The sequence below is a fragment of the Proteus genomosp. 4 str. ATCC 51469 genome, from assembly GCF_003144375.1.
GTDB lineage: Bacteria > Pseudomonadota > Gammaproteobacteria > Enterobacterales > Enterobacteriaceae > Proteus.
Map to the genome: position 1 here is coordinate 211,200 of NZ_PENV01000003.1, position 22,103 is coordinate 233,302.

At 38.3% G+C, this 22,103-nt stretch carries 16 protein-coding genes; 12 read left to right on the plus strand and 4 right to left on the minus strand.

Annotation, left to right across the window (positions count from 1 at the left end):
• The first annotated feature begins 3 nt into the window (after positions 1–3).
• From DK866_RS05300 to ydhT, 9 genes are all read left to right on the plus strand, one after another.
• Positions 4–591 (plus strand): ACP phosphodiesterase, encoded by a 588-nt coding sequence (locus DK866_RS05300; RefSeq protein ID WP_109408088.1) that lies wholly within the window; start codon positions 4–6, stop codon positions 589–591.
• 454 nt (positions 592–1,045) lie between these two features.
• Positions 1,046–1,648, plus strand: a complete 603-nt coding sequence (locus tag DK866_RS05305) for a peroxiredoxin C (protein ID WP_109408013.1) — start codon at positions 1,046–1,048, stop codon at positions 1,646–1,648.
• Positions 1,649–1,950: 302 nt separating this feature from the next.
• Entirely contained in the window at positions 1,951–3,711 is a 1,761-nt protein-coding gene (gene ggt, locus DK866_RS05310; RefSeq protein ID WP_109408014.1) for a gamma-glutamyltransferase, read from the plus strand.
• 611 nt (positions 3,712–4,322) lie between these two features.
• On the plus strand, positions 4,323–4,952 hold the full coding sequence (locus tag DK866_RS05315; RefSeq protein WP_006535141.1) for a ferredoxin-like protein: 630 nt from the start codon (positions 4,323–4,325) through the stop codon (positions 4,950–4,952).
• A gap of 53 nt (positions 4,953–5,005) precedes the next feature.
• On the plus strand, positions 5,006–7,108 hold the full coding sequence (locus tag DK866_RS05320; protein ID WP_109408015.1) for an aldehyde ferredoxin oxidoreductase: 2,103 nt from the start codon (positions 5,006–5,008) through the stop codon (positions 7,106–7,108).
• Positions 7,109–7,130: 22 nt separating this feature from the next.
• Positions 7,131–7,844, plus strand: a complete 714-nt coding sequence (locus DK866_RS05325; protein WP_227336436.1) for a YdhW family putative oxidoreductase system protein — start codon at positions 7,131–7,133, stop codon at positions 7,842–7,844.
• A gap of 66 nt (positions 7,845–7,910) precedes the next feature.
• Positions 7,911–8,582, plus strand: coding sequence for a 4Fe-4S dicluster domain-containing protein (locus tag DK866_RS05330; protein ID WP_109408017.1), 672 nt, complete (start codon positions 7,911–7,913; stop codon positions 8,580–8,582).
• Positions 8,579–9,376, plus strand: coding sequence for a thiosulfate reductase cytochrome B subunit (phsC, locus tag DK866_RS05335; RefSeq protein ID WP_109408018.1), 798 nt, complete (start codon positions 8,579–8,581; stop codon positions 9,374–9,376). The genes DK866_RS05330 and phsC overlap by 4 nt, the downstream gene beginning before the upstream one ends.
• A 25-nt stretch (positions 9,377–9,401) precedes the next feature.
• Entirely contained in the window at positions 9,402–10,367 is a 966-nt protein-coding gene (ydhT, locus tag DK866_RS05340) for a protein YdhT (protein WP_109408019.1), read from the plus strand.
• 76 nt (positions 10,368–10,443) lie between these two features.
• Here the strand turns inward: ydhT and brnQ are convergent, their stop codons facing one another.
• From brnQ to phoB, 3 genes are all read right to left on the minus strand, one after another.
• Entirely contained in the window at positions 10,444–11,784 is a 1,341-nt protein-coding gene (brnQ, locus tag DK866_RS05345; RefSeq protein ID WP_109408020.1) for a branched-chain amino acid transport system II carrier protein, read from the minus strand.
• A 478-nt stretch (positions 11,785–12,262) separates the two neighbouring features.
• A complete protein-coding gene (gene phoR / locus DK866_RS05350) occupies positions 12,263–13,561 on the minus strand; it encodes a phosphate regulon sensor histidine kinase PhoR (RefSeq protein ID WP_109408021.1) in 1,299 nt (432 codons plus the stop codon).
• Positions 13,562–13,584: 23 nt separating this feature from the next.
• The gene (phoB, locus tag DK866_RS05355; RefSeq protein ID WP_109408022.1) at positions 13,585–14,274 is read right to left on the minus strand and encodes a phosphate regulon transcriptional regulator PhoB; all 690 of its coding nucleotides are present in this window, start codon (positions 14,272–14,274) and stop codon (positions 13,585–13,587) included.
• Positions 14,275–14,493: 219 nt separating this feature from the next.
• On the opposite strand from phoB, the gene sbcD reads away from it, so the two are divergent.
• The 3 genes from sbcD to DK866_RS05370 all read left to right on the plus strand — a co-directional run bounded on the left by sbcD (position 14,494) and on the right by DK866_RS05370 (position 20,181).
• Positions 14,494–15,726, plus strand: coding sequence for an exonuclease subunit SbcD (gene sbcD, locus DK866_RS05360; protein ID WP_109408023.1), 1,233 nt, complete (start codon positions 14,494–14,496; stop codon positions 15,724–15,726).
• Complete coding sequence (locus tag DK866_RS05365) at positions 15,723–19,451, plus strand: AAA family ATPase (RefSeq protein WP_109408024.1); 3,729 nt, start codon at positions 15,723–15,725, stop codon at positions 19,449–19,451. The genes sbcD and DK866_RS05365 overlap by 4 nt, the downstream gene beginning before the upstream one ends.
• Before the next feature lie 130 nt (positions 19,452–19,581).
• Positions 19,582–20,181: a nitroreductase family protein gene (locus DK866_RS05370; protein ID WP_109408025.1), complete on the plus strand. Its 600-nt coding sequence runs from the start codon at positions 19,582–19,584 to the stop codon at positions 20,179–20,181.
• 284 nt (positions 20,182–20,465) lie between these two features.
• Here DK866_RS05370 and DK866_RS05375 read toward each other — a convergent pair whose 3' ends face one another.
• On the minus strand, positions 20,466–22,088 hold the full coding sequence (locus DK866_RS05375; RefSeq protein WP_109408026.1) for a bifunctional metallophosphatase/5'-nucleotidase: 1,623 nt from the start codon (positions 22,086–22,088) through the stop codon (positions 20,466–20,468).
• Positions 22,089–22,103 lie beyond the last annotated feature (15 nt).

Consider the following 22,103-nt stretch of genomic DNA (forward strand, 5'->3'; position numbering starts at 1 on the left):
CCAATGAATTATCTCGCTCACCTACATCTGGCCTTTAGAGCAAAAAGCTCTCTATTAGGCAATATGATGGCAGATTACGTCAAAGGCACGCCTAGCTCTGATTACAGCCAAGCTGTTATTGAGGGCATTCGCATGCATAGACGCATCGATGTACTCACAGACACTCACCCGTTAGTTAAACAAGCTCGTTTGTTGTTCCCTGCTGAATATCGTCGAGTCGCCCCTATAACTTTAGATGTCTTTTGGGACCATTTTCTCTCCTTAAATTGGCCTCAATTCGAACCAGACATGTCTTTAACTGAATTCGTCACTAAAACACGAAATATTATTGAGCCAGATTTATGGCAAACACCTGAAAAATTTCAAGAACTCAACGAATATTTGTGGTCACAATCTTGGTTAATTCGTTACGCTGATAAAACGTATATAGCTCAAACATTAAAAGGAATGGCGAGAAGAAGGCCACGATTAAGTGCGCTAGCTGGCTCTTATATTGCACTTGAAACCCATTATGATGAATTAAGTGAGATTTTCTGGCAATTTTATCCACAATTGCTAGAAAGAGCACAACATCATCAACTGGATAACTGATACATTTAACCGCTATTTTGAGTTTCATCTTGTTGTCATATCGTAGGATTACATTCGTGATATCAAAGAGATGCTAAGTCAATTTATCATATTATTCGTAACGATTTGTTAACAAGCATAGTATTCATTTTCAAAGTTGATTAGAATGAATGGTTATACAAGGAGTCATAAATAATCCTACTTTGTTGTATTAAGTTGATAGTTATAATCTATTAAATAGATTGTTTTGTTTTACTTTATCAATAGCGATTGATTATTTATGCTGTAGTCATTATTTAAAAACAGGGTATACCCCCTGAATTTGCTCTAAATAGTTCAAGATGTGGCTAGGCGACAAGTAAATGAGCCGCTAGGAGCATACAAAAGTATGTGACTAGTGCGAATGAACGTAGTCAACAACGCTACAACTTGAAATATGACGAGTATAAACTCTTTCAATTTACAGGAGTACATTATGGTTCTGGTTACTCGCAAAGCCCCTGATTTCACAGCTGCTGCCGTTTTAGGTAATGGCGAAATTGTTAACGATTTCAACCTGCATTCATTTATCAAAGGCAAACCTGCCGTTATTTTCTTCTGGCCAATGGATTTTACTTTTGTTTGCCCTTCAGAACTGATTGCATTTGATCACCGTTTTGAAGAATTCAAAAAACGCGGTGTTGAAATCATCGGTGTTTCTATGGACTCAGAATTCGTTCATAACGCATGGCGTAAAACTCCTATTGATGACGGTGGTATTGGTGAAGTTAAATATCCAATGGTTGCTGATATCAAACATGACATCATCAAAGCTTACGGTATTGAACACCCAGAAGCTGGCGTTGCACTGCGTGGTTCATTCCTGATTGACAAAGAAGGTATTGTTCGTCACCAAGTTGTTAACGATCTGCCATTAGGTCGTAACATTGATGAAATGATCCGTATGGTTGACGCTCTGCAATTCCACGAAGAACACGGCGAAGTTTGCCCTGCTCAGTGGGAAAAAGGTCAAGAAGGTATGGGCGCATCTCCAGACGGCGTTGCTAAATATCTAAAAGCAAACTCTGGCAAACTGTAATTTAACAGTAAGCTAAAGCATTTCTAAAAGCCTGTGAAAACAGGCTTTTTTTATTGTTTATCGCCACATTTAGCTATTCTTAGCTCATCCCCTTATTACCATTATTAATTATCCATAATCTTATTATTTTCCAGCTTAAAGAGAATTTTGTGATCATCACATCAAAAAAAATTCTCCTCAGCAATAACCTCTCTCTATACTTATTGTTACGCAATTGTTAATTAATATTAATAACAGCGTATACCACTCCTATTTTATTTGTCTTTATTCAAGATAACTCACTGTTATTAATGGAGATAATAATGATTATTATAAAAAGAACTCACCTGCTGTTACTCACTACCCTTTTTTCACACTCACTTTATGCAGCCTATGAGCCTGCGGTTGAAGCACAACATGGTATGGTTGTCTCTTCTCAACATTTAGCATCCCAAGTAGGGAATGATATTTTACAAAAAGGAGGGAATGCCATTGATGCAGCTGTTGCTGTTGGTTATGCGCAAGCTGTAGTAAATGCCTGCTGTGGTAACATTGGTGGTGGTGGTTTTATGACCATACACCTTGCTGATGGCACAAATACCTTTATTAATTTTAGGGAAACAGCACCCACTGCAGCTTCTAAAAATATGTATTTAGATAAAGAAGGTAATTTAATTAAAGATGCCAGTTTATACGGTTATCTTGCATCAGGTGTACCTGGTACAGTCAAAGGTCTTGATTCTGCGTTAGAAAAATACGGTACACTTTCACGCAAGGATGTCATGGCGCCAGCCATTAAGCTTGCAAGAGAAGGCTATATTTTAACGCGTGCTGATACGGATGTATTAGAAACAACAACAGAACGCTTTAAGCAAGATCCTGAATCGGCAAAAATTTTCTTAAAGCCAAATGGAACGCCATGGCAGCCCGGTGATCGTCTCATTCAAACTGACTTAGCCAATACACTTGAACTAATTGCAAATCAAGGTGCTGATGCATTTTATCAAGGTGAAATCCCTAAAAAAGTTGAAGAAGCATCGAAACAACATAATGGCCTATTAACTCAAGAAGATTTTGCTAACTTCACGATTACAGAAACCAAACCTATCACCTGCACTTATCGAGGTTATGAGTTTATTTCTGCACCACCGCCAAGTTCAGGGGGTGTCACTATCTGTCAAACGTTGAATATTTTAGAAGGTTACGATCTTAAATCGATGGGCTTTAACTCGGCTGAATATGTTCATACTCTGACAGAAGCAATGCGCCATGCTTATATGGACAGAAATACGTTTCTTGGTGACCCCCAATTTATTAAAAACCCAACAGAAAAGTTATTAAGTAAAGCTTACGCCACCGAACTTCGCCAACAAATTAAACCGAATAAAGCAACGCCATCAGAAAATGTACAACCCGGCATAGCTCCTCATGAAAGTCCTGAAACAACACACTACTCAGTAATGGATAAAGATGGCAATGCAGTTTCGACCACTTACACCATTAATGGTCGCTTTGGTGCCGTTGTTATTGCCCCTGGCACTGGCTTTTTCCTCAATAATGAGATGGATGATTTTACAACCAAAGTTGGTGAAAAAAATCTCTATGGTTTAGTGCAAGGTGAACGCAATAGTATTGCACCATTAAAACGCCCACTATCATCAATGAGCCCAACAATTGTGACTAAAGAAGGCAAACCTTTCCTTATTTTAGGATCGCCAGGAGGTTCACGTATTATCTCGATCACCTTACAAACGGCACTTAATATCATTGAGTTTGGAATGCCCCCACAAGAAGCAGTTAATAGCCCTCGCATTCACCATCAATGGTTACCGGATGAGGTTTATTATGAGCAACGAGGATTATCAAAAGACACTTTAGAAAAACTCTCTGCCATGGGATATAAAATGGTAGAACAAACCCCATGGGGAGCCGCTGAACTCATTATGGTTGGGCTTCCTGGAGAAGAAGGTGTTATCCCTGCATCATCAGGCAATGATTCTGCTGTTTCTGGTGCAGTACGTGAAGGTTATCTTTATGGATCAAATGATGTTCGTCGCCCGGCGGGGAAAGCTGTAGGTTACTAGTCCCTAAACCTCATAATGATATTAATATAAGAAACCTTCTCTCAATTAGAAAAGGTTTCTTTTTTTATAAAAATGATCTAGTCATGGTTTTACAATTTATTCATATATTATTCTATTAATAATAATCAATATCAATTTTTGACTAAATAAATAATTAACATCAAATATCAATTTATTATTAAAACAATAATATTAGATAGAATATAAGAGCAAATCACCTTTAATTTAATTTCAATAATAGAATATATATAAATGGTATTTATTCTCTTTCTTAATTACAGATAAAAATAATAATCATTTAATTAAATAAAATTAATAACATGCGCTATTTTTATTTCTATGATAGCAGTCACAGTATTAATTTATTAATACCCACACTATCAGAGAGGATAATAAAAATACGCAAAAAGTGGAGATAACACATTGTAAATACAAATATTTAACATTTCATCACAATGTATTTTTATCATAAAAAGAGTTGAAATTTATAATATATCCCTTAACGATAGCGTTATTATATTTTTTATATAACGGTAAAGCAAGCGGATAAATAAATAATTTATCATCACAACTTATTTCTTATTAAATTAGTTAAGCGGAGATAAATATTAATGTCTGATACACATCATCGTCCAATATTAGATATTGGGCTATCAAGACTAGAGTTTCTGCGAATATCCGGTAAAGGGCTTGCAGGGATCACTATAGCACCCGCATTGCTTTCTCTTTTAGGTTGTAAGCAAGAAGAAATAGACAGCGGCATCATTCAATTAACCACAACACCTAAAGGCGTTTTAGTTACTAATCGAGCACGTTGCACTGGCTGTCACCGTTGTGAAACAGCATGTACAACATGGAACGATGGAAGTGTTGGTTCCTTCTTTTCTCGAACAAAAATTCATCGCCATTTCTATTTTGGTGATAAAGGTATTGGCTCCGGTGGTGGGCTTTATGGCGATTTAAACTTTACAACGGATACTTGTCGTCAATGTAAAGATCCAGAATGTATGAAGGTGTGTCCTGTAAAAGCTATCCGTTATCAAGAAGAGTTTGGTTGTATTGTCGTAGATACACGCCGCTGCATTGGTTGTGCTGCCTGTACAACGGCTTGCCCGTGGATGATGGCAACTGTCAATCCACAAACTAAAAAATCCGGCAAATGTAATTTATGTGGTGAGTGTGCATCTGCGTGCCCAACTGGTGCGTTGCAAATCATTGAATGGAAAGAAATTACTGTTTAATAAAATCCATACAATCACATCACTGAACCACATTTAGATTAGGAAGCAATATTATGATTAACGGCTGGACTGGAAATATTCTAAGAATCAATTTAACTACCGGTGCCATCACTCGTGAAAGCTCAAGTAAATTTAAATCCTTAATTGGTGGTATGGGCTTTGGTTATAAAATTATGTATGACGAAGTTGGTCCTGGAGTTAAACCTTTTGATGAAGAAAACAAAGTTGTCTTCGCTGTAGGGCCTTTAACTGGATCAGGCGCGCCTTGTAGCTCTCGCGTCAATATCACCTCTCTTTCCACTTTTACTCGTGGCAATCTCGTTGTTGATGCTCATATGGGCGGTTTTTTTGCAGCATGGATGAAATTTGCAGGCTATGACTCTCTGATTATTGAAGGTAAATCAGATAAGCCTGTTTGGATCCATATTGATGATGACCAAGTATCTATTGAAGATGCCTCTTTCTTATGGGGTAAAGGCGTTCGCCAAACCACAGAAGAGTTATGTGCTCAAACAAGCCCTGAAGCTTGTGTTGCAACCATTGGTCCTGCTGGTGAAAACCTTGTACCTTTATCTGGCATTATTAATAGCCGTAACCACAGTGGTGGTGCTGGCGTTGGTGCAGTATTAGGTTCTAAAAAATTAAAAGCCATTGTGGTAGAAGGTAGCCGTGGCGTTAACGTTGCTGATCGTAAAGCATTAAAAGAGCTTAACGACTACATGATGACGCAATTAATTGGCTCCAATAACAACCACGTTGTACCAAGTACACCACAATCTTGGGCTGAGTATTCAGATCCAGGCTCTCGTTGGACCGCACGTAAAGGACTGTATTGGGGAGCTGCTGAAGGCGGCCCAATTGAAACTGGTGAGATTCCCCCTGGTGATATCAATACTGTCGGTTTCAGAACCATGAAATCCACCTTTGACTTAGGCCCTGAAGCAGAAGAATACACTGTCAAAATGGGGGGATGTCACTCTTGCCCTATTCGCTGTATGGCACAACTTAACGTTCCACAAGCGAAAAAATTTGGTGTACCACAAACAGGTGGTAATACTTGTGTTGCTAACTTTGTTCACACAACTATTTTCCCTAATGGCCCAAAAGATGTAGAGAAAAAAGGGGATGGTAACGTTGTTGGTAACTTAGTGGGTCTGAATATTTTTGATGATATGGGGTTATGGTGTAACTACGGCCAACTTCATCGTGACTTCACTTATTGCTACACCCATGGTGTCTTTAAACGCGTTCTTTCTGAAGAGGAATATAATGATATTCCTTGGGATAAGCTTGAAGAAGGTAATCCTGAATTTATCAAAGATTTCTATTATCGCTTAGCGCACCGTAAAGGTGAATTTAGTCACCTAGCTGATGGCTCTTACCTAATTGCACAACGCTGGAATTTAGGTGAAGAGTATTGGGCGAACAAGAAAAATAAACTCTGGTCACCAATGGGCTTCCCTATTCACCACGCCAATGAAGCCTCTGCCCAAGTCGGTTCTATCGTTAACTGCATGTTTAACCGCGATGCGATGACACATACCCATATCAACTATATCGGTAGCGGTTTACCTCTGAAACTGCAAAAAGAGATTGCTGGTGAGCTATTTGGTTCAGGTGATGCTTTTGATGAAACCAAAAACTACACACCAATCAATAAAGCAAAAATTGCGTACACCAAATGGACAATTTTACGTAGTTGCTTACACGATGCAGTCACTTTATGTAACTGGGTTTGGCCAATGACAGTTTCACCTCATAAAAGCCGCAATTATCGTGGTGACTTAGAAATGGAAGCTAAATTCTTTACCGCTATTACAGGTGAACCAACAACCTCTAAAGATCTGGATTTAGCCTCAGAGCGTATCTTCACTTTACACCGTGCTTATACCGTTAAATTAATGAATACCATGGATATGCGTAACGAACATGACCAAATTTGCTCATGGGTATTTGATAAAGATCCTGATATTCCTGTCTTTACTGAAGGTACAGACAAAATGGATAGAGAAGATATGCAGCTTTCTCTCACCATGTTCTATGAAGAAATGGGCTGGGACCCGCAGTTAGGTTGCCCAACAAAAGAAACGTTGGTTCGCCTTGGATTGCAAGATATTGCTGACGATTTAGCGTCTCGTGGTTTATTACCAAGTTAATCGGTAAAAGAAGGAGATCATGATGATAGAACAAAATGCATCAGCTTCTATACCACCCGATATTGCTGATGATGCAGATATTGCGTTAGAGCAACCTGATATCTCTCGCCGCCGTTGGCTACTGCCACTATCAGAAACAGGTGTTGGACGCAGTACTAACACCACAACGGTACTTGAGGAAGAACAGGTTGAAGAAATCGCAGAATTATCTGCTGAACAACATCTAGCGAATGCAATACGTCAATGTTCAAAAGAAGGTGAACTGCTAGCTATTTCAACGCTGTATGATGCGCCCTATTCTCTTACTCAAGAAGATATTGTGCAGTTAGAAACCGCGTTAAAAAGCGACGAGTTTATTGATATCGCCCATTTAAGTCTCAATGGTGAGGATTATTTTTACTCTGATGAATTTATGTCAGATAACTTCGCACAATTGCAATTATTAAATCGTCACGCTGATATTTGTACCGCAATTGCTGGTGTTGTTCGATTTGAGTGCGAAACCTATCCTCGTCCATTGAAACAAAGCATGTTGATGTCTGAACCCTTTCACTATACGGCTTCAGAGATCGAAGATGCACTGACACTGATGAAAGACCACCCTGACTTTCAAGATATTCAACAAGTTTTAGCGTCTAACGATGCCCCTTATCTCTTTAGCAATAGGTTAATGAGTTATGGCAAAGCTCGAGGCTTAACTGAATGGATAGAGGTAGAACAACATGAAAATCCTTAACGTTCTATCTTATCCACGAAATGTCATGTGGGTATTACAACATCATCAGACTGAGGAGCAAAAATAATGCGTGTTTCTCGCCGTAAATTTGTAGCAGGCATGGGATCGGTCATTTTTTTCAGTGCGCCACTAGGAAGTGCACTTGCGGCAACCGCTGAAAAGAAACCAATCCGTTATGCCATGATCCATGATGAGACGCTTTGTAATGGTTGTAATATTTGTGCCACTGCATGCCGTCGATTAAATAAAGTTCCAACTGGAATGGCAAGAATGGATATTGCTCATATTCCATTAAGCCTAAAAGAAGACAACGATAAGTACCATTTCTTTAGACACTCTTGCCAGCAATGTGAAGACGCTCCTTGTATTCCTGTATGCCCTACAGGTGCATCTTGGCGTGATGAAACCAATGGTATTGTGCGTGTAGATAAAGAGAAATGTATTGGCTGTAGCTACTGTATATCAGCATGTCCATACCAAGTACGTTATCTTAACCCAGTGACACATGTTGCTGATAAATGTGATTTTTGTCTTGAGTCTCGATTACAAAAAGGTTTCCCACCAATTTGTGTGAGTGCTTGTCCACAAAATGCCTTGTTATTTGGTAGAGAAGACAGCCCTCAAATTCAAGAATGGCTTAAAACACACGATTATTATATTTATCAACTTGATGGTGTAGGAAAACCCCATCTCTATCGCCGTGTAGGGCCTCATGTTCAAGAGGAGGGTAAAGTATGAGTATCGTCAATACCATGCCAGACAGTGCCCAGTTCCAAGCTGCACTAAAAGAGTATGTTTTAATTTATACACCAGATTATTTACCGCTTTGGCTTATTGTTGCGGGTGTATTATTCGTTGGCATGCTACTCGTGCTCGCACTTCATGGTTTTTTACGCTATCGCTTTGCTACACCACATGGTCAATCACATAAAGAAGAGAAGCTCTACCTTTACTCTAAAGCCGTACGTTTATGGCATTGGAGTAACGCCTCTTTATTTATTTTATTGCTTCTTAGTGGTGGCATTAACCATTTCGCCCTACTTTCTGCTCACGATACAGCGTTATTAGTCAGTGTGCATGAAATCTGTGGTTATCTTCTCTTGGTGTGCTGGTTATCTTTTGTATTCATTAATCTTGTCGGCGGTAATGGTAAATTTTATCGCATTGATGGTAAAAACTGGTTTCAACGTGCTTTTATGCAAACCCGTTTTTATCTCTATGGAATTATTAAAGGAGAAGATCATCCTTTCCCAGCAACTCCAAATGTGAAATTTAATCCACTGCAACAAATGGCTTATTTAGGTGTGATGTATGCATTAGTTCCACTGCTTTTAATAACCGGTGTTTTGCTTCAAAACCCAGCGTTTATTCCTGCTGATGCCGTAACATTTAAAGCTTGGTTATTAATTGCACACCAAATATTAGCGGTATGTAGTGTCTTTTTTATCATTGGTCACCTTTATCTGTGTACAACCGGAAGAACACCATTCCAAACATTTCGCAGTATGGTTGATGGTTATCACAGACACTAATAAAGAGATTTATTAAGGAGCTTATATGTCAGTCCCTTCAAAGGAAAATATCACATTAACAAAAGAAGACTTACGACAACTGCATGTTTCAACTTCGCTTTATCGTTGGTTTTTACGTTATTTTCCTGATGGGGGCACTTACAGTGCTATCCATTGTGAGTTAATAAAACAACGTCGTACACAATGGATAGAAAGCTTTATTCAATATATTTATTTACGTCATTTTAGTGAAGCCTCCTTTGCCAAACAGGAACAAGAAGTGATGGAAAACATCTTGTTCCTACTCAGCGATGAACAACAACAAGGTGTCACATTACAACGCTTGCCATACCACAACACCTTGCCTAGCGCTGAAAATATTCAATTCTCTACCGAATGGCATCAGCTAATTTTAAAAAGCCAGCAACTCAGCGCCGATCTCGCTTTATGTGGTAGTAATAACATTGTGGCATTTTCTGGCGATGAAAATAGCATTGCTAATACAGGCTATAGCAATCAATTGATGAATACTGGTTTTGCAGGAAAAGTGTGTAATACAGGAAATCAGTGTCGTATTGGTAGTTTAGGTGGACGCTCTCGTATTTGTAATAGTGGCAATGATGTCAAAATTTATGCCTCAGGTAATGGCGTTCATATCGCCAATAGCGGTATGCGTAATTTTATTACGGCCTCTCAAGATCGAGCAAAAGTCACCAACACAGGTGATTTAGCGCAAATCAATGTTACAGGAAATAACTCTGTAGCCATTAATACAGGTGATAACTGTAAAGTCACGGTATCTGGCGACGACAGTATTTGTATCTCAACAGGTGATCTCCATCAGTTCTGCTTAGGAAAAGGCGGTAGTGCAATTATTGCTTATCATGACGGCAATCGTACTCGCTTTAAAATCTTCTATGAAGGTGAAGATGGGATCGTCGCTGGTATTCATTACTATTTAGATGAAGACCAGCATCCTGTTGCACAGAAAACAGAACTCGACTTCTGTTAATTAATACCTCAAATATATATCATTAAAAAAGGGAAACTTTCGTTTCCCTTTTTACTTTTGTAATCAATGTATTTTATTACTTATTGATAGCTTCAGTATGGATCACTTTTTTACTCTGTGAGCCTGCCACTTTATCGTAAATACCACAGACAACAATCGTCACTAATACTGGGATCAACCACGCTAAACCTTGCTCACTCAACGGTAGTTTTGTCGCCCATTCTGGTAATAAGTGTTTCAAATAATCAGATGCTTTAATGGCATCAAAAATACCGAAAAACAAACTAACCGCCATTGCTGGTGCAATAATACGGCTTGGATTATTCCACAGGCGTAATGTGAAACTCATTAAAATAATCACAATACAAGGTGGATAAATCATAATCAGCACAGGGATAGAAAACGCGATCAGTTTGCTCAAGCCTAAATTTGAAACAACAGCTGAGAATATCGCTAAAATCAACACTAATACACGATAAGAGATAGGCAAATAACGGCTAAAGAACTCTGCACATGCGCAGGTTAAACCAACCGCTGTCACCATACAGGCTAAGAAGATCAAGACAGCTAAGAAGAAGCTACCAAAGTTACCGAACGTATATTGAACATAAGCATGTAGAATATCTGCACCATCTTGAGCGCCCGGAATAATGCTGCCACTGCTAGAGCCTAATTTAAATAAACTCAAATAAATTGCAGTTAATAATATACCTGCAATAATTCCCGCCCACATAGTATAACGCGTCAACAGCGATGAATTATCAATACCTCGAGAACGAGCCGCATTAACAATCACGATACCAAAAACCATAGCCCCCAATGTATCCATGGTGAGATAACCGTTAATAAAGCCCTGAGTTAATGCCATATCTCGATAAGCTTCTGTAGCAGGAATAGCACCACCAGCAGGCCAAAATATCGCGGCAACACCTAATACCGCCAATGCCAAAATTTTAATCGGTGCCAATATATGACCAACACTATCTAGTAATTTCCCCGGATAAAGCGAAATACCAATAACAATTAAAAAATAGACAATACTATAAATCAGCAATGACATTTCAGTATCACCCACTAAAGGAGCAATACCCACTTTAAAAGAGACGGTTGCAGTACGTGGTGTTGCGAAAAGAGGACCAACAGCGAGATAAGCAACAATTGCTAATAACAGCCCCATTGATTTACCAATAGGTGTACTTAATGCTTCAATGCCTCCACCAACTTTAGCTAATGCAACGATGGTTAATACAGGTAAACCAACACCAGTAATAAGAAAGCCGATTGCAGCTGTCCAAACAAATTCACCGGATTGTAAACCCACCATAGGAGGAAAAATAATGTTGCCAGCACCGACAAAAAGGGCAAAGGTCATAAACCCTAATGCCAGAATATCTCTGGAAGTTAATCTATGTGCCATAAGTTTTGTTAATATGTAGTTACAATAATGGTTAAATAACGCCAAGATGGCGCAACATAAAATCAACAATATCTATTTGAGCTCATATCATTATTATTCAGGATAATATCCACATATAATCATTTCATGCAGAGCAATTAGGTATCAAATAGAAAAAATTGCCGATAACTGGGCACAAGTAAAACTTTTATAATGAAAAAAGGCAATAGCCAATCCAAAAACCAGAATAATCATCTAAACTATTTTTCAGAGGTAGTTATAACTATCATATATCACCGAATATACATGATATGATTTGTGCGTTTTATCACCAATAATATTGGTCATTAGCCATATTTAAAGTTCTTATTAATTAATAATATTAAAATTTAACGCTACGATATTAGTTTTTATTGACATCGAAAAAAGTGATAAAAAGACAAAAACCTTTATCACAAATTAAACATTAGATGATAAAGGCTTTAAATAAAAAAGCTGATTAGTGTACTTTTTTAGCAGATAGTAAGGTTTGAGGCAGAATAAAAGAAAACGTACTTCCACTCCCAACTTTACTTTCAATATTCAATTGTGAATGATGATGAAGCAGTGATTTTTTCACAATTGCCAACCCTAATCCTGTTCCACCAGAATGACGAGAGCGTGCCTTATCAACACGGTAAAAACGTTCTGTTAAACGTGTTAAGTGTTCAGCACTGATCCCTGAACCATTGTCGGAAACACTAAATAACATACCTTGAGGAATTTTCTTCCAGCTAACTTTTATTGTTGTGCCTTCTTCTGTGTGATTAATCGCGTTATAGACTAAGTTAGAAACGGCACTACGCAACTGCTCTTCATTACCACGTACAGCCCACTGTTCATCAATATCAAAGGTAATATGATGTTGGCCTTGGCTTAGTGAGTTTGCCTCTTGTTGCAATAAGGTTAAAATGGCGGGTATATCGACAATCTTATTTAAATCAATATGAGGAGCTGATTCAATACGGGAAAGTTGTAAGAGCTGCTTTACCAACGTATCCATCCGTTTAGCTTGTTCCTGCATTGTCATTATCGCTTTATGTTCTGCGGGTTTTTCTGCACTATTTTCTTCCATCATTTCAAGATAGCCTTGAATAACGGTTAAAGGCGTTCTTAATTCGTGGCTCACGTTGGCAAAAAAATCACGTCGTGCATTTTCTAGTTTATTTTTTTCTGTCACATCTCGCGCTACCATTAGGCGCTGATCTTCGCTATATGGCATCACACGAAATTCCACAATAGAGCCATTATTAAGAGAAATCGTTAAAGGGTGACTAAAATCGCCTGCGGTAAAATAGTGCAAGAAATCTGGGTAACGTAATAAATTAAAAATATTTTGCCCGTTGTCTTCTGGCCAGCGAAAACCTAATAAATGTTGAGCTAAGCTGTTACACCAAAAAATATTACCTTCATTGGTCATCATTACAACCGCATCAGGTAGGCTTTCAGCCCCACTTCTAAAACGCTTAATTAAATCACCTAATTCTCGACGTCGCTTACGATTACGTTGCTGTGTTTGTCGAATACCATAAAAAATAGGCTCCCATCCTCCTCTGCCTTCAGGGGGTAAGACTGAGCGATCGAGCCATAACCATTTAGACAATTTCATCAAATTATAAGCATGCCAAACCAAAGCGCTAAGAAGTGATACCACCAGTAGCCAAGGAAGATGGCCAATAAAAAGCGATAATACAAAGGCAGGTAAGCAAAATAGACATAGCCCCCAGACGAGGGCTTTCCATGATAGTCGTTCTAACACCTGACGATTACTCCCATATTGACTTAGAAACGGGCAGAGAAGCGATATCCCGTTCCACGTACTGTTTGTATCATTCGGTCATGACCATCTTCTTCAATGGCTTTACGTAAACGACGAATATGCACATCCACGGTACGGTCTTCGACATAAACATTCGTTCCCCAAACATAGTTTAGCAGTTGTTCTCTGCTATATACGCGTTCAGGATGAGTCATAAAAAAGTGCAGGAGTTTAAATTCGGTAGGCCCCATATCAATCGGTTTATCTTGACTCGTTACTCGATGAGAAACAGGATCAAGCGATAATCCATTGAATTCAATGATATCTTCCGCTGACATCGGTGATAAACGCCGTAAAATTGCCTTCACACGGGCAACAAGCTCTTTAGGTGAAAAGGGCTTGATAACATAATCATCAGCTCCCGTTTCTAAGCCTTGGACTTTATCTTCTTCTTCCCCTTTTGCCGTTAACATAATAATAGGAATGTCACGAGTATTACTCTCTCGCTTCATCTGTTTTATTACCTGTAAACCGGAGCCTCCGGGGATCATCCAATCTAATAAAACCAGATCAGGGTAAGGATCGATAAGAAAACTCAATGCAGAATCATAATCTTCTGCTTCAATTGATTGAAAACCATTTTGTTCTAAAACAAAACAGATCATCTCTCGAATTGCGGTTTCATCTTCAACAACAAGAATACGCCTTGTCATACTCTATCCTGTGTAATGTATATAGAGGGTCAAAATGATTATGATGCAGTTTTATGACAGATTTATGACTAACCTTAACATTACTGAAATACCATGGTGTTGTTAAGGTAAATAAATCATTTTTTGGTGAAAAATCACTCAAAAAAAGGCTTACTGCTGAGTTTTCACTAAAAAAGCAAGGTGCGCTATACTCTGAGCAAATAAAAAAGAGGGATAGCAATGCGGATTATTCACACATCAGACTGGCATTTAGGGCAATATTTTTTTACTAAAACCCGCGCACAAGAACATCAACAATTTCTTGATTGGTTATTAGTACAAATTAAGGTTCATCAAGTGGATGCCCTAATTGTTGCTGGTGATATATTTGATACTGGCTCGCCCCCAAGTTATGCCAGAGAGCTGTATAATCGCTTTGTTGTTGCAATGAGGGACACACAATGCCAATTAGTTATTTTAGGTGGCAATCACGATTCTGTCGCAACACTCAATGAATCTAAATCACTATTGGCATGTTTAAATACCACTGTTATTGCCAGTGTTCATACCGAAACGCCGCAAGCACCGTTAATTCTTCGTCAAAAAGATAACTCGCCAGGAGCATTACTGTGTGCGATCCCCTATCTACGTCCTAGAGATATGATAACTAGCCGAAGTGGGCAATCCGGTGCTGAAAAACAAAACGCGCTAAAAGAAGCGATTGCTGATTATTATCAAGTTCAATATCAAGTAGCTCTCGATTTACGTGAACAATTGAACGCCAAGATCCCTATTATTGCGACAGGCCATCTGACAACGATTGGCGCAAGTGTGAGCGATTCTGTACGTGAGATATATATCGGCACTTTAGAAGCCTTCTCTGCAACCCTATTTCCTGAATTTGATTATATTGCTCTTGGCCATATTCATCGCCCTCAAGTGGTGAATAAATCAGGACATATTCGTTACAGTGGTTCACCAATTCCTTTAAGTTTTGATGAGAGTGGACAACAAAAAAGTGTCTGCCTTATCGATTTTGAGCAAGATAAATTAGCTGAGCTTACGCTACTCCCTATCCCCGAATTCCAGCTATTGCGTACAATTGCAGGATCATTAAAAGAAATAGCCACACAGCTTGAAAATTTTAAAAACCAATATGCTGAAACAGAGACGACTATCTGGTTGGATATTGAAGTTTCTACACAAGATTATCTCAGTGATATACAAACTCGTATTCAAGAGCTAACTAACGACCCACTTTTTGATGTGGTTTTATTAAGAAGATCTAGAAAACAACGCCAAGTGCTCACTCAAAATGAGAAAGAAACACTGACAGAATTAACGGTCTATGATGTTTTTGAAAGACGTTTAGAACAACATGAGTTTGATTCAGAAGAAACTAAAACGCGATTAACCACATTGTTTAAACAAGCAGTTGAAATGGCAGAACAAGAGGATAACGAAGTAAAATGAAAATCTTAAGTCTGCGCTTTAAAAATATTAACTCCTTAAAAGGTGAATGGAAAATCAACTTTAACCAAGAGCCTTTTGTTAGCAATGGATTGTTTGCGATTACAGGCCCTACTGGTGCAGGAAAAACCACCCTGTTAGATGCCATTAGTTTAGCGCTTTATCATAGAACCCCTCGATTAGATAAAGTAACACAATCTCAAAATGAATTAATGACGCGCCATACCGCAGAATGTTTAGCTGAAGTTGAATTTGAAGTCAAAGGTGTCGCTTATCGTGCTTTTTGGGAACAACGCCGTGCTAATTATAAAGAAGATGGCAATCTTCAGGCACCACAAGCTGAACTCGTCAAAATAAATATCACTGGGGGGGAAGACAAAATATTAGCGAGCAAGATCAGCCAAGTAAAAGAGATGATCATTAATATTACAGGGCTGGATTTTGACCGATTTACTAAATCAATGTTGCTTTCACAAGGACAATTTGCAGCATTTCTTAATGCAGATGATAAATCTCGCGCGGAGTTACTCGAAGAACTCACTGGTACAGATATTTATCGTCATATTTCCCAATCAATCTTTAAACATTGGCGAGAAGAAGAACAAACGTTAAAAACACTCAAGCAACAGGCTGAAATGATGGCATTATTAGATGAAAATGCCCGCCAAGCTTTATTAACGGAACAAACAGATCTTTTTGCTAAAGAAAGCCTCTTACAAAAAGAACAACAGGAATATCAAGTAGCAAAACAGTGGCAAGAAAAAGAGATTGAACTCAATAAAAACAAAATATTAGCGCAAACTGAGGTTAATTTAGCACAAGAAGCATTAGTGGCTGCAAAACCTGATATTCAACGTCTTGAAAATAGTGAACCTGCAGAAAAAATTCGCCCGATTTATGATGAAAAAAATCGCCTATTAAAAGAACAAGCCTATATTGAGTCACAACTCTCAGCATTAAAAGCCGAAAAACAGCTTATTGAACAACAAAGCCAACCAATTAATCAGCATTTAACCGAAGCACGTAACACATTTAAACAACACGATGAGAAGAAACAGCAAATATTACAACTTATTCGTGAAAAAGTGGCGCCATTAGATAATCAATTAGCCTTGCTACAACAAGATATTTCAGCAAAAACACAACAAAAAAGTGCATTCGAAAAAACACAATCAGAATATCTGGAAAAAATCCAATCAACAGCACACCAACTAACAACATCACAAAAACAAGCCAGTGAATTAAATGATTATTTAAGCCAACATACGGCTTATGCTCAACTTGCTGAAAATCTACCTTTATGGCAACGCTATTTTGAGCAATATGATGAAATCACAGAAAAATATTTTGTTAGCAAAAAGAGTGAAAAAACAGAGCAAGAAAAAGAACACACTCTCAAACTCGGCTTAGAAAAAGCAACTAAAGCGCTAGAGCAACAACAGCACAGCCTTAATTTACAGCAACAGCAATTAAAGGAGTTGGAAACACAACTTGAGCAACAAAATAAAGCTGATGCCATTACAGCTATCCCTTCTCGTTTACAGCAAATATCACAACAAAGAAATGCCCTTGCTAAACTGATGGGATTACAAGCTCAATTACAACGAGCGATAAAAACAGAACATCAGTACCAAAAAACTCAGTCAGATAATCAGCAAAAAATAGTTATGTTGACTGAGAGTATTCACAAAAATGACATTGTTTTAAAAGAGAAAGAACAGCATCTTAAAGATTTGAATGATAATTATCTTTTAATACGAAAGTTAGCAGAATATGAAGAAGAGAGACAACGTTTAGTTAAAGACACCCCATGTCCTGTTTGTGGTTCAACGGAACATCCTTATATTGAAAAATATAAGGAAATTAAACCAGACGAAACAAAAACACGATTAGATCTTTTAACGCAACAAGTTCATGCATTAACAATAGAGTTAGTGGAACAAAAAACACAATGTGCTAACTATCAAGCTCAAAACAAAAAACTCAATGAAGATAGTGAACAACTCACCCAAGATATAACGACATTAAAACAACAATGGCAAATCTTAGCCCAAACACACGCATTGCCTGATGTTGACTGCAAAGAAGATACTTTAACTCAATTAGATGCCAAGCTTGAAAAAGAAGATAATTTACTGACGCAAAAACGAGTAAATTACCAAGCATTAGAAGCAAAACTTCAGCAAGAATACAAACTGTTATCTGATACCAAAGAACAATTTTATCAGCAACAGCAAGCCATTCTTCATCAACAAAATGAATTAACTCAGCAGCAAAAAGAAGTTTCCAATAAACAACAACAAACAGCGCAATATCTTCAACAACAAACCCAGTTGGCGCAAGATATTCAATCACTTGTTAAACAACAAGGTTATGAATTACAGATATTTGAAGATAAAATTGAATGGCTTAATGCGCGTAAAATGGAGAGTCAACAATATCAATCGACATTAAAAGCACATCAGGAATTACTGCAAATAATTCGTGAATTGTCATTAACGCAAGAAGAGAGAAAACGCTATTTAGCTGAAACTCAAAAAGAACTTGAGCTTGTTTTAATCCACTTTAAACAACTACATCAACAACAAGAACAGTTGAAAGCACAACGCCAAGCTTTATTCGGCACACAAACCACAGAAGATGCGCGTAATGAATTAGAACAAAAAAGTCAGTTATTACAAAAACAAATTGAGCAATATAGCGAAGAAAAAAACCAACTTGAAGTTCGTCTAAATCAACTTATTGGTCAATATCAGGAAAATGAAAAATCGTTACAACGGCTTCATACACTTTCACAAAGCATTATTGAGCAATATCACAATACGTTAAAAAATAGCCCCTTTGCTGACGAAAATGCATTTTTAGCATCCTTGTTATCAGTCGAAGAAAGAAACCGTTTACAAGAACAACAAAAACAACGGCTTGATAAGCTACTGCAAGAAAAAACACGTTTAGATACACAAGAAAAGACATATCAACAACATTTGTCACAACAGCCATTATTGGCAACACAGCAAAACATCGAACAAATTAATGCTCAATTATTGCTGTTAGAAACACAAATAACTCACTTACAAGAGACAAAATTTCGCATCCAAGAGCAACTACGCACTGATGAAGAAAAACGCAAAGAGCAACAAAGTCTATTGACCCATATTGCTAAACAGCAAGCTCAATTTGATGATTGGAGTTATTTAAACGAATTGGTGGGCTCTGCTTCAGGGGATAAATTTAGCCGTTTTGCTCAAGGATTAACGCTCGATCATTTGATTTATTTAGCCAACCGCCGTTTAGAAAAACTACATGGACGTTATTTCTTACAACGTAAAACACCTGCAAGCCTTGAACTACAAATTGCAGACACATGGCAAGCAGATGCGTTGCGAGATACACGTACTCTCTCTGGAGGAGAAAGTTTCTTAGTCAGTTTATCGCTCGCTCTCGCACTTTCTGATTTGGTCAGTAATAAGACACAGATTGAGTCACTATTTCTAGATGAAGGTTTTGGCACACTCGATCCTGATACGCTAGATATCGCATTAGATGCACTCGATAGTCTTAATGCTTCTGGCAAAATTATTGGTGTGATTAGTCACGTAGAAGCCATGAAAGAACGCATTCCGGTACAGATCAAAGTGAAGAAAGCCGGTGGATTAGGTATTAGCCAGCTTGCTCCTGAGTTTAGATATGAAGATAAACAGAATCTAAATCAAGCAGTTAAAAACTAGGTCGAATATTTTGACGTAACTGATTAAATTTTTTATATATCAATAAATCACCAATAGCCCCTATAGTATGTCCATAGATTAGCCCAAGCTAAGACACGCTTTAAGCGCTTAAATTTATCAAGGAGACATCATGTCTAACGCATTTACTGATTTAATGAAAAAACGTAGAACAATTTATCATTTAGGTAATCAACTTCCAATTAGCGAAGACAGAGTCACGGCGATTATCAAAGAAGCGGTTAAAGAGAGTCCAACTGCATTTAACTCACAAACATCTCGTGTGGTTGTTCTGTTTGGTGAACAACATCAAAAACTGTGGGATATCGTTAAAAATACCCTGAAAAAATTAGTACCCGCAGAAGCATTCAGTGCAACTGAAGCAAAAATTAATAGCTTCGCCGCAGGTGCTGGTTCGATTTTGTATTTCGAAGATACTGATATCGTAAAAGGTCTGCAAGAGCAGTTCCCACTGTATGCTGAGAACTTCCCTGTATGGTCAGAGCAAGCAAGTGGTATGGCACAACTTTCTGTTTGGACAGCATTAGCAGCAGAGAACGTAGGTGCTTCATTACAACACTACAACCCAATTATTGATGACGAAGTCCATGCAACTTGGGATCTGCCAAAAACATGGAAATTAAGAGCTCAAATGGTCTTTGGTTCAATTGAACAAGAGGCTGGTGAGAAGAATTATATGGAAGATGATTCACGCTTTAAAATCTTCAAATAAGTGTTAGAACAGACATCTGACAAAAGACCCTAAATAATGCCCTCTTTTTTTACTTTCATTCCTTGCCCACAGCCACTGTGGGCTTTTTTTTATTATATGCCCACAAAGCAAGAATGGCAGCCTTATACCATCACTCTAAAAATTCCATAAAAAAAGAGCAAAGTGCGCAATGAATACAAAGGTAGGGATGGACCCTTTGTGTTCAACACTTTGCTCTCTTTATTTATTTACGCACCCCTTACCAAAGTAAAAGGTGCGATTTTCACAAGGCGTATGAAAATACGTTATTTACGTGTGATGTTATTCGCTTTTGGTTGAGCAATTGGAGACTGCTCAGCAAAGTATTTCACGACTGCATCAACATCTGGCACGCTGTAAACTGGATCTTTACCTTCTTTCAGTACAGAGAAGTTACTACCACCTGTTGCTAAGTATTCGTTAGCCACAACACGGTAAGATGCTTTCATATCCACTGGTTTACCGTCAATTTTCATTGATTCAACAATAACACGGTTACCATTAGATGCTTTGCTATCCCATGTGTACTGGAAGTTACCTGAAATCGCTAACACTTGTGGACGTGAACGATCCCACTGTTGTTCTAACAGGCGTTTGATTTGCTCACCCGTTAATGTTTGAGTTAACAGTACGTTAGAGAATGGCTGTACAGTGTAGATTGCGTTATAAGAAACATCACCACCGGTCATATCAGCACGAATACCACCGCTATTCATAAACGCGATTTGTGCGCCACCCATATCTTTTGGTTTAGCTGTATATAAATGTGCATCAGCAATCACTTGACCCAGTGCAGATTCACCCGCATCGTTAGTTTGCTTAGTTAAATTGCCTTCTAACTTACCGATAATGCGGTTAGCTAATGGGGTAGCAATTTTTTCGTAAGCTTCTAACAGTTTAGTGACTGCTGGATCTTTTTCGTATTTACGGTTATCAACCCAAATGTTACGAGCTTCGATATCAACAACATCTTTCGTTGTTTTATCTAATTTCAGGTCGATACGCGTTAACATTGCACCATTAGACTGTGCCGATGTCACTGATTTACCGTTGATAGTACAGTTGTAAGCTTGGTGAGTATGACCAGTAACAACGAAGTCGATAGCTGGATCTAATTGCTCAACAACACCCAGAACTTTACCTGTAATACCATTACATGCGTTGATATTAACTGGACCACCATCACGACGCTGTGCAGCACCTTCGTGGATCAGAACACCAATTGCTTGAACGCCTTTTGCTTTTAACTGAGGCACTAATGCGTTAATTGTTTTTGCTTCATTGTGGAAGCTTAAACCTTCGGTTCCTTTAGGTGTTACGATAGCCGCAGTACCTTCTAAAGTTAAACCGATGAATGCAACAGGAATACCGTTGAATTCTTTAATAACGTATTCTGGGAATAATGTTTTGCCAGTTTCGTTAACAATAACGTTAGCTGCTAAGTATTGGAAATCTGCGCCTTTAAACTCAGTTGGGCCTTGGCACCCCGTTACTGGGTGGCAACCACCGTTTTGTTTACGCAGTAATTCGCCCATGCCTTTATCAAATTCATGGTTACCCACAGAAGTTGCTTCTAAGCCTGCTAATGATAATGCTTCAATTGAAGGCTCATCATGGAACATTGAAGATAACAGTGGGCTTGCACCAACCATATCACCCGCCGCAACAACGATGTTGTTCGGGTTATCTTTCTTCATTTCTTTAATTAACGTAGCCATATGCTCAATGCCACCAGGTTTGTTTGGACCTGGCGCTTTTAGCGCACCGTGGAAGTCGTTCATTGCGATAACACGCACATCAACAACATTAGCTTCGTCGTAGTTCTTTGCACAACCTGCTAATAAGACTGAGCTTACAGCAAGTGCAACGAGTTTATATTTATGGTTCATTTAAAATTTATCCCT